Annotated in this window: 8 protein-coding genes; 7 read left to right on the top strand and 1 reads right to left on the bottom strand. The window is 63.7% G+C overall.

Features of this window, described 5'->3' with window-relative positions; translation table 11 throughout:
- From VFE81_RS09885 to VFE81_RS09875, 3 genes are all read left to right on the top strand, one after another.
- The coding region (locus tag VFE81_RS09885; protein ID WP_325044420.1) for an aminotransferase class III-fold pyridoxal phosphate-dependent enzyme at positions 1-635 on the top strand (635 nt) is incomplete at its 5' end.
- Between the two features lie 60 nt (positions 636-695).
- The gene (gene ribD, locus VFE81_RS09880) at positions 696-1,865 is read left to right on the top strand and encodes a bifunctional diaminohydroxyphosphoribosylaminopyrimidine deaminase/5-amino-6-(5-phosphoribosylamino)uracil reductase RibD (protein ID WP_325044419.1); all 1,170 of its coding nucleotides are present in this window, start codon (positions 696-698) and stop codon (positions 1,863-1,865) included.
- 15 nt (positions 1,866-1,880) lie between these two features.
- Positions 1,881-2,516, top strand: a complete 636-nt coding sequence (locus VFE81_RS09875) for a riboflavin synthase (protein WP_325044418.1) — start codon at positions 1,881-1,883, stop codon at positions 2,514-2,516.
- A gap of 223 nt (positions 2,517-2,739) precedes the next feature.
- Here VFE81_RS09875 and ilvD read toward each other — a convergent pair whose 3' ends face one another.
- Positions 2,740-4,602, bottom strand: coding sequence for a dihydroxy-acid dehydratase (gene ilvD / locus VFE81_RS09870; protein WP_325044417.1), 1,863 nt, complete (start codon positions 4,600-4,602; stop codon positions 2,740-2,742).
- A 207-nt stretch (positions 4,603-4,809) separates the two neighbouring features.
- On the opposite strand from ilvD, the gene ribBA reads away from it, so the two are divergent.
- The 4 genes from ribBA to VFE81_RS09850 all read left to right on the top strand — a co-directional run bounded on the left by ribBA (position 4,810) and on the right by VFE81_RS09850 (position 8,195).
- The gene (gene ribBA / locus VFE81_RS09865; protein WP_325044416.1) at positions 4,810-5,946 is read left to right on the top strand and encodes a bifunctional 3,4-dihydroxy-2-butanone-4-phosphate synthase/GTP cyclohydrolase II; all 1,137 of its coding nucleotides are present in this window, start codon (positions 4,810-4,812) and stop codon (positions 5,944-5,946) included.
- Positions 5,947-5,996: 50 nt separating this feature from the next.
- Positions 5,997-6,503 carry a 6,7-dimethyl-8-ribityllumazine synthase gene (gene ribH / locus VFE81_RS09860; RefSeq protein WP_006050161.1) on the top strand — a complete coding sequence of 169 codons (507 nt, stop codon included), beginning with the start codon at positions 5,997-5,999 and terminating at the stop codon, positions 6,501-6,503.
- Complete coding sequence (gene nusB, locus VFE81_RS09855) at positions 6,500-6,934, top strand: transcription antitermination factor NusB (RefSeq protein WP_325044415.1); 435 nt, start codon at positions 6,500-6,502, stop codon at positions 6,932-6,934. Before ribH ends, nusB begins: the two co-directional genes overlap by 4 nt.
- A gap of 64 nt (positions 6,935-6,998) precedes the next feature.
- On the top strand, positions 6,999-8,195 hold the full coding sequence (locus VFE81_RS09850) for a pyridoxal phosphate-dependent aminotransferase (RefSeq protein ID WP_325044414.1): 1,197 nt from the start codon (positions 6,999-7,001) through the stop codon (positions 8,193-8,195).
- Positions 8,196-8,484: the final 289 nt, after the last annotated feature.

Below are 8,484 nucleotides of genomic sequence, written 5' to 3'. Positions count from 1 at the left end.
CCGAATTCCTGCAAGCCTTGCGGCGCCTGTGCACAGAGTACGGCTCGGTACTGATTTTCGACGAAGTGATGTGCGGTTTCCGCGTCGCCCTGGGTGGCGCGCAAGAGGTCTACGGCATCAAGCCGGATCTGACGTGTCTGGGCAAGGTGATCGGCGGCGGCATGCCGGCGGCAGCTTTCGGCGGCCGGCGCGACATCATGGCTCACCTCGCGCCACTTGGCGGCGTCTACCAGGCCGGCACGCTGTCGGGCAATCCGATCGCGGTCGCCGCGGGCCTGAAGACGCTGCAACTGATCCAGGCGCCCGGCTTCTACGACACGCTTACCACCCGCACCGCGCGTCTCGCGCAAGGTCTCGCGAAGGTCGCGCGCGAAGCGAAGGTGCCGTTCGCGGCCGATTCGCTCGGCGGCATGTTCGGCCTGTACTTCACCGAGTCGGTTCCGACCAGCTTCGCCGAAGTCACGAAGAGCGACGTGCCGCGCTTCAATGCGTTCTTCCACAAGATGCTCGATGCCGGCGTGTACTTCGCGCCGTCGGCGTATGAAGCGGGCTTCGTTTCGATCGTTCACGACGACGCGATCATCGACGCGACGATCGACGCAGCGCGCGGCGCGTTTGCCTCGCTCGCGGCCTGAAACCGGCGCGACATAAAACCCGCCGAAACCAGCCTAGCCACCGTACCCGACCGGATCCCGATGTTTTCGCAAACCGACTTCGTCCATATGGAGCGCGCGCTGGCGTTGGCCAGGCGCGGCATGTACACGACCGACCCGAATCCGCGCGTCGGTTGCGTGCTCGTCAAGAACGGCGAGGTGATCGGCGAAGGTTTCACGCAACCGGCCGGCCAAGATCATGCCGAAGTTCGGGCGTTGAAGGACGCGCGGTCGCGCGGCCATGATCTGCGCGGCGCCACGGCCTATGTGACGCTCGAGCCGTGCAGCCATTTCGGCCGCACGCCGCCGTGTGCGAATGCGCTGATCGAAGCACAGGTCGATCGCGTGGTCGCGGCGATGGAAGACCCCAATCCGCAAGTCTCCGGGCGCGGCCTCACGATGCTGCGCGACGCCGGCATTGAAGTGCGTTGCGGGCTGCTCGCCAACGAAGCGCACGAACTGAACATCGGCTTCGTGTCGCGCATGACACGCGGCCGCCCGTGGGTCCGCATGAAAGTGGCGGCCTCGCTGGACGGCCGCACCGGCTTGCCGTCGGGCATCAGCCAATGGATTACCGGCGAAGCGGCGCGCGCCGATGGTCATGCGTGGCGCGCCCGTGCGTCGGCAATCCTGACAGGCATCGGTACCGTCAGGGAAGACGATCCGCGCATGACCGTGCGCGCCGTCGACACGCCGCGCCAACCGCAACGCGTGCTGATCGACAGCCAGCTCGACGTGTCGCCCGAAGCGCAGATTCTGGCCGGCGCACCCACGCTGATTTTCTGCGGCAATCTCGATGAGCGTCATGCCGAGCGAGCCGCCGCACTGCGCGATCGCGGCGCGGAGATCGTGCAACTGGCGAACGCGTCCGGCAAGGTCGATTTGCCCGCCATGCTGAAAATACTCGGCGAGCGTAACGTCAACGAACTGCACGTCGAGGCGGGCTACAAACTGAACGGTTCGCTGCTGCGCGAAGGCTGCGTCGACGAACTGCTGGTCTATCTCGCGCCTAGCCTGCTCGGCTTGGACTCGATGAGCATGTTCAATCTGAACGCACCGGAAACGCTCGACGGCCGCACGCAACTGAATTTCCACACAGTCGACCGGATCGGCGACGATCTGCGGATTCTCGCGCGCTTTGTGCCCCGCTCCGTGACTCATCCGGCACCCGAAGCCGGGACCGAGCCCGCTCCCCAACCAACTTCGAATTGATCAAGGATTAGCACGATGTTTACAGGAATCGTCGCGGCGGTGGGCCGCATCGAATCAGTCAACCCCCTCGGCACGGATGGCGACGCGGGCGTGCGTCTGAACGTCGAAGCCGGCGGTCTCGATCTCGAAGACGTCCAGCTCGGCGACAGCATCACGATCCAGGGCGCGTGCATGACGGTGGTGGAAAAAGCCGCGCATTCGTTTGAAGTGGACGTCTCGCGCGAAAGTCTGAACTGCACAGTCGGTCTCGGCGAACCGGGCGAGGTCAATCTCGAGAAGGCACTGCGCGCGCATGACCGGCTCGGCGGCCATATCGTCTCCGGCCACGTGGACGGACTCGGCACCGTCACGCATTTCGCGCCGGTCGGCGAGTCGCACGAACTGCGCGTGCTGGCGCCGCGCGAAATTGGCCGCTATCTGGCTTACAAAGGCTCGATCACGGTCAACGGCGTGAGCTTGACCGTCAACTCTGTTAAAGATCGCGACGACGGCTGTGAGTTTTCGATCAACCTGATTCCACACACAGTGCAGGTCACATCGCTGAAGAATTTGCGCGAGGGTTCGCAGGTGAACCTGGAGATCGATCTGATTGCGCGTTACGTGGAGCGGATGCTCTCGACATCGCAGGACGGCCAACCGCCGTTGAAGTAATCGGATTGACGGGCTCTGCCCGTCATCGCAGTGCAGCGGGGTTGACCGGAAGCGCTTTTTTGCTCATCAGCCGTAGCTGCGTGCAGCCGCTCATTCTCCGCCAGCGCCGCTTGCGCTCCGAACGCGATCCGCTGGCGGACATACGGGCGGCGTCCATTGCGGACGCCGCCCGGCCTCGCGGCTCCTGCATCAACGAGCCGGTCGGTTACGCTTCAACTCCGTCTCACTTGCGCTTCAATTGCGAGAGGTCCCGCACGGCGCCACGGTCAGCAGAAGTCGCGAGCGCCGCATAGGCCTGCAACGCCAGCGACACCACGCGTTCACGATTCACCGGCGTCCAGGCCTTGTCGCCGCGTGCTTCCATGGCTTCGCGACGGCGTGTCAGTTCCTCCTCCGACACCGCCAGATGCATCTTGCGCGTGGGAATGTCGATCTCGATCACATCGCCTTCTTCGACCAGACCGATCGTGCCACCCTCGGCTGCTTCCGGCGACGCATGCCCGATCACCAGCCCTGACGAACCGCCTGAGAAACGGCCATCGGTAAACAACGCGCAGGTCTTACCCAGACCCTTGGATTTCAGGTACGACGTGGGGTAAAGCATTTCCTGCATGCCGGGGCCGCCCTTCGGGCCTTCGTAACGGATCACGACCACATCGCCCGCCACGACCTTGTCGCCCAGAATGGCTTCGACGGCGTCGTCCTGGCTCTCGAACACGCGCGCGCGCCCGGAGAAGACCCACTGCGATTCGTCGACGCCCGCGGTCTTGACGATGCAGCCCTTCTCCGCAAGGTTGCCGTAGAGCACGGCGAGGCCGCCGTCTTTCGAATACGCGTTCTGCTTGCTGCGGATACAGCCGCTCTTGCGGTCAGTATCCAGCGAGGCGAACGTGGCTTCCTGACTGAATGCGACGGTGGTCGGAATGCCGCCCGGCGCCGCCCGGAAGAGTTTCTGCGCGTCTTCACCCGCGCCACCGGCGACGTCCCACTTGGCGATGGCATTGCCCAGCGTGCCGCTATGCACGTTGCCGCACGACAGATCCAGCAGTTCCGCGCGAGCCAATTCACCGAGAATGCCTGGGATGCCGCCGGCACGGTGCACGTCTTCGATATGGTATTTATCGGTTGCGGGTGCCACTTTGCACAGGCACGGCACTTTGCGCGAAATGCGATCGATGTCGGACATCGTGAAATCGACGCCGCCTTCCTGCGCGGCTGCCAGCAGGTGCAGCACGGTATTGGTCGAACCGCCCATGGCCACGTCGAGCGCCATGGCGTTCTCGAATGCCTGCTTGCTCGCGATATTGCGCGGCAGGACCGAGGTGTCTTCTTCCTGATAGTAGCGGCGGCACAGGTCCACCACCAGACGGCCGGCCTGTTCGAACAGGCCCTTGCGCCATGCATGCGTGGCGACGATCGTGCCGTTACCGGGTAACGCCAGTCCGATCGCCTCGGTCAGGCAATTCATCGAGTTCGCGGTGAACATGCCCGAGCAGGAACCGCACGTCGGGCAGGCGCTGCGCTCGATTTCCGCCACTTCTGCGTCGCTGACCCGGGAATCGCCCGCCTTGATCATCGCGTCGATCAGGTCGATCTTGGCAATCACCTGGCCGTCTGTCGGCGATTTGACCTTGCCCGCTTCCATCGGACCGCCGGAAACGAACACGACGGGGATGTTCAGGCGCATGGCAGCCATCAGCATGCCCGGGGTGATCTTGTCGCAATTGGAGATGCAGACCATGGCGTCGGCGCAGTGCGCGTTGACCATGTATTCCACCGAGTCGGCGATCAGTTCGCGCGAAGGCAGCGAATAGAGCATGCCGCCGTGGCCCATGGCAATGCCGTCGTCCACCGCAATCGTGTTGAATTCCTTGGCCACACCACCCGCTGCTTCGATTTCCTTCGCGACCAGCGCGCCCAGGTCGCGCAAATGCACATGGCCCGGCACGAACTGGGTGAACGAGTTCACCACGGCGATAATCGGCTTGCCGAAATCGTCGTCTTTCATTCCGGTGGCGCGCCACAGGGCGCGGGCGCCGGCCATGTTGCGGCCATGAGTCGATGTGCGTGAGCGATAGTGCGGCATGATCTTTCTCGAACGGGTTAGCGGGGATTTGTTTTGTGGATTCTGGAAGTGGCCTTCGCGGGCGCGACGAATTATAGCAACGTCGCCCTGTCAAACCGCCGCCAGACAGCCCAACAGCCTGGCCAAACGGCCTATGCCACCCGGTCCAGGCGACTTGGAGGCGCGCGTGGCGTAAAATACGCGCTTTCTTCGAAAAACTCCGCCAACATGACGCTCGCCTCCACTCAAGAGATCATTGCCGAACTGAAATCAGGCCGGATGGTGATCCTCGTCGACGAAGAAGACCGCGAAAACGAGGGCGACCTGGTGATCGCCGCCGAATTCGTCACGCCGGAAGCGATCAACTTCATGGCGCGCTACGGCCGCGGCCTGATCTGCCTGACGCTCACGCAGGAACGCTGCAAGCTGCTGAACCTGCCGCTGATGACCTACCGCAACGGGACGCAGTACGGCACAGCGTTCACGGTCAGCATCGAAGCAGCCGAAGGCGTGACCACGGGCATCTCGGCGGCCGACCGCGCCCGCACGATCGCCGCGGCGGTCGCGCCGGACGCGAAGGCCGAGCATATCGTGCAGCCGGGACACGTGTTCCCGATCATGGCGCAGCCCGGCGGCGTGCTGGTGCGCGCCGGCCACACCGAGGCCGGCTGCGACTTCACCGCGCTGGCAGGCCTCACGCCGGCCGCGGTGATCTGCGAAGTCATTAAAGACGACGGCACGATGGCGCGCCTGCCGGACCTGATGGAGTTCGCCAAAGAGCACGATCTGAAAATCGGCACGATCGCGGATCTGATTCACTACCGCAGCCGCACCGAATCGATTGTCGAGCGCATTTGCGAACGCACCATGCAAACCGCGCACGGCGCGTTTCGCGCGGTGATGTATCTCGACCAGCCGAGCGGCCAGCCGCATATCGCGCTGGTGCGCGGCACGCCGAACCCGGAGCACGAGACGCCGGTGCGCGTACACGAGCCGCTGTCGATGCTGGACCTGCTCGAAGTCGGCAAGTCGACTCACTCATGGACGCTGGACGCAGCCATGAAAGAGATCGCCCAACGCGACGTCGGCGTGATCGTGCTGCTGAACTGCGGCGATTCGAAGGACCATCTGGTCGACGTTTTCAAGGCGTTCGACTCGAAAGAAAAGGCCGAGGCGCTCAAACGCCGGCCGGTCGACTTCAAGACGTACGGTATCGGCGCGCAGATTCTTCGCGAGCTCGGTGTCGGGAAGATGCAGGTGCTGTCGAACCCGCGCAAGCTGGGCAGCATGTCGGGCTACGGCCTCGAAGTTACCGGCTTCGTACCCATGCCGGGCAGCACCGCACAGGCTCCGCAACAAGGCTGATCCGACCATTTACGCGCTTACGCGCCAACTCAAAACACTACGGAATTCACATGGAAATCGGACAATACCAACCGAATCTCGACGGCGACGGACTGCGTATCGGCATCGTCCAGGCGCGTTTTAACGAACCCGTCTGCAACGGTCTCGCGGATTCGTGCATCGAAGAACTCGAACGCCTCGGCGTGACCGGCGAAGACGTGCTGCTGGTCACCGTGCCGGGCGCGCTGGAAATCCCGCTGGCGCTGCAAAAACTCGCAGAAAGCGCGCAATTCGACGCATTGATCGCGCTGGGCGCGGTGATTCGCGGCGAGACGTACCACTTCGAACTGGTGTCGAACGAAAGCGGCGCGGGCATCACGCGTATCGGTCTCGACTTCGGCATTCCGGTTGCGAACGCCGTGCTGACCACCGAAAACGACGAGCAGGCTGTCGCACGCATGACCGAGAAGGGTCGTGACGCAGCGCGCGTGGCCGTCGAAATGGCCAATCTCGCCGTCGCGCTCGAGCAACTCGGCGGTGACGACGAAGAAGAAGACGAAGAAGAGGAAGAAGCATGAAGAGCGCACGCCGACGCTCCCGCGAACTGGCCACGCAGGGGCTTTACCAGTGGCTGCTGTCGGGCTCGCCCGGCGGTGAAATCGACGCGCAGCTGCGCGGCGCGCAGGGCTTCGACAAGGCCGACCACGAACACCTGGACGCCATTCTGCACGGCGTGATCCGTGATTCGGAAGCACTCTCCGACGATATCGCACCGTGCCTCGACCGCCCGATCGACCAGCTTTCGCCAGTCGAACGCGCTGTTCTGCTGGTCGCCGCGTTCGAACTGAAAAATCACGTCGATATCCCCTATCGCGTGGTTATCAACGAAGCGGTCGAACTCGCCAAGACGTTTGGCGGTGCGGACGGCTACAAGTACGTGAACGGCGTGCTGGACAAGCTGTCGGCGCAACTGCGCGCTGCTGAAACGCAGGCGGCTCGCAAGCATTGAGGGTATGGCGGGACGAGAGCGCCGCGCGCCGTCCCGCTTTTGCTTCTGAACTGGATTTGATCGTATGAACTCCGTGACCGAACCCTTGGTGCGGCTTGCTGCCCGCGTTGACGCCATCCAGCCTTTCTATGTGATGGAACTGGCCAAGGAAGCCGCGCTGCTAGAGCGCGATGGGCGCGACATCATCCACATGGGAATCGGCGAACCCGATTTCACCGCACCCGAACCGGTCATCGAAGCGGCCGCGAGCGCCCTGCGCCGCGGCGTCACGCAATACACCAACGCACTTGGACTGCACGCGCTACGCGAGGCGATCTCGGCGCATTACGCCGAGGTCTATGGCGTCAGCGTCGATCCGGCGAGGATCGTCGTCACCGCAGGTGCTTCTGCCGCGTTGCTGCTGGCTTGCGCCGCACTGGTCGATCGCGACGATGAAGTGCTGATGCCCGATCCGTGCTACCCGTGCAACCGTCACTTCGTGATCGCTGCGGAAGGCAAGCCCGTGCTGGTGCCCAGCGGGCCGGCCGAACGCTTCCAGCTGACCGCCGCCGACGTCGAGCGCCTGTGGAACGCACGCACGCGTGGCGTGCTGCTGGCGTCGCCGTCGAACCCGACTGGCACCTCGATCGAACCGGCTGAGCTCGAACGCATCGTCAAGACCGTGCGGGCACGTGGCGGCTTTACCATCGTCGACGAGATCTACCAGGGCCTGAGCTACGACGCCAAGCCTGTCTCGGCGCTCTCGTTCGGCGACGACGTCATCACCGTCAACAGCTTCTCGAAGTACTTCAACATGACCGGCTGGCGTTTGGGCTGGCTGGTGGTGCCGCCCGGCATGGTCGGTGCGTTCGAAAAACTCGCACAGAACCTGTTCATCTGCGCGTCGGCTCTCGCACAACATGCGGCGCTAGCCTGTTTCGAACCGGAAACGATTGCGATCTATGAAGCGCGCCGCCTCGAATTCAAGCGCCGCCGCGACTTCATTGCACCGGCGCTCGAATCGCTGGGCTTCTCAGTGCCAGTGATGCCTGACGGCGCGTTCTACGTGTACGCCGATTGCCGCACGGTCGCGCATCAGGCGGCCGGAGACAGCGCGGCGCTCACCAAAGCGATGCTGCACGACGCAGGCGTGGTGTTGGTGCCGGGTATGGACTTCGGCACGCACGCGCCGAAGGATTACATCAGGCTGTCGTATGCAACCGCCCTGCCGAAGCTGGAAGAAGCGGTCGAACGGTTGGCAAAACTCTTCGGACGGCACTGACTGAACAGGCATGGGCGCTGCGGCTTGAGCTGGCTCCAAAGGGGCTCACTGACGCGGGGTCCAATGCCTGCCTGACACATGCCCCGCGGGCCTCGCACGCCGCCATCGCAAGCGCCAGCCATAAAAAAAGGACACCCTCCTCGGGTGTCCTCAGACTGCTGACCAACCCCACGTTTTTCGGAGCGTGGGGTTTTATTTTTCAGGCCAGGCAGATCGTGCGATGGGCCTCCCCAGATCGGGCGAAGCGGGCCAGAAACGCGCTGGCGAGCCTGTGCAGGACGCCAGGACG

The sequence above is a fragment of the Paraburkholderia sp. genome (genome assembly GCF_035656215.1).
Lineage (GTDB): Bacteria > Pseudomonadota > Gammaproteobacteria > Burkholderiales > Burkholderiaceae > Paraburkholderia.
This window is presented reverse-complemented; position numbering and strand designations above follow the sequence as displayed.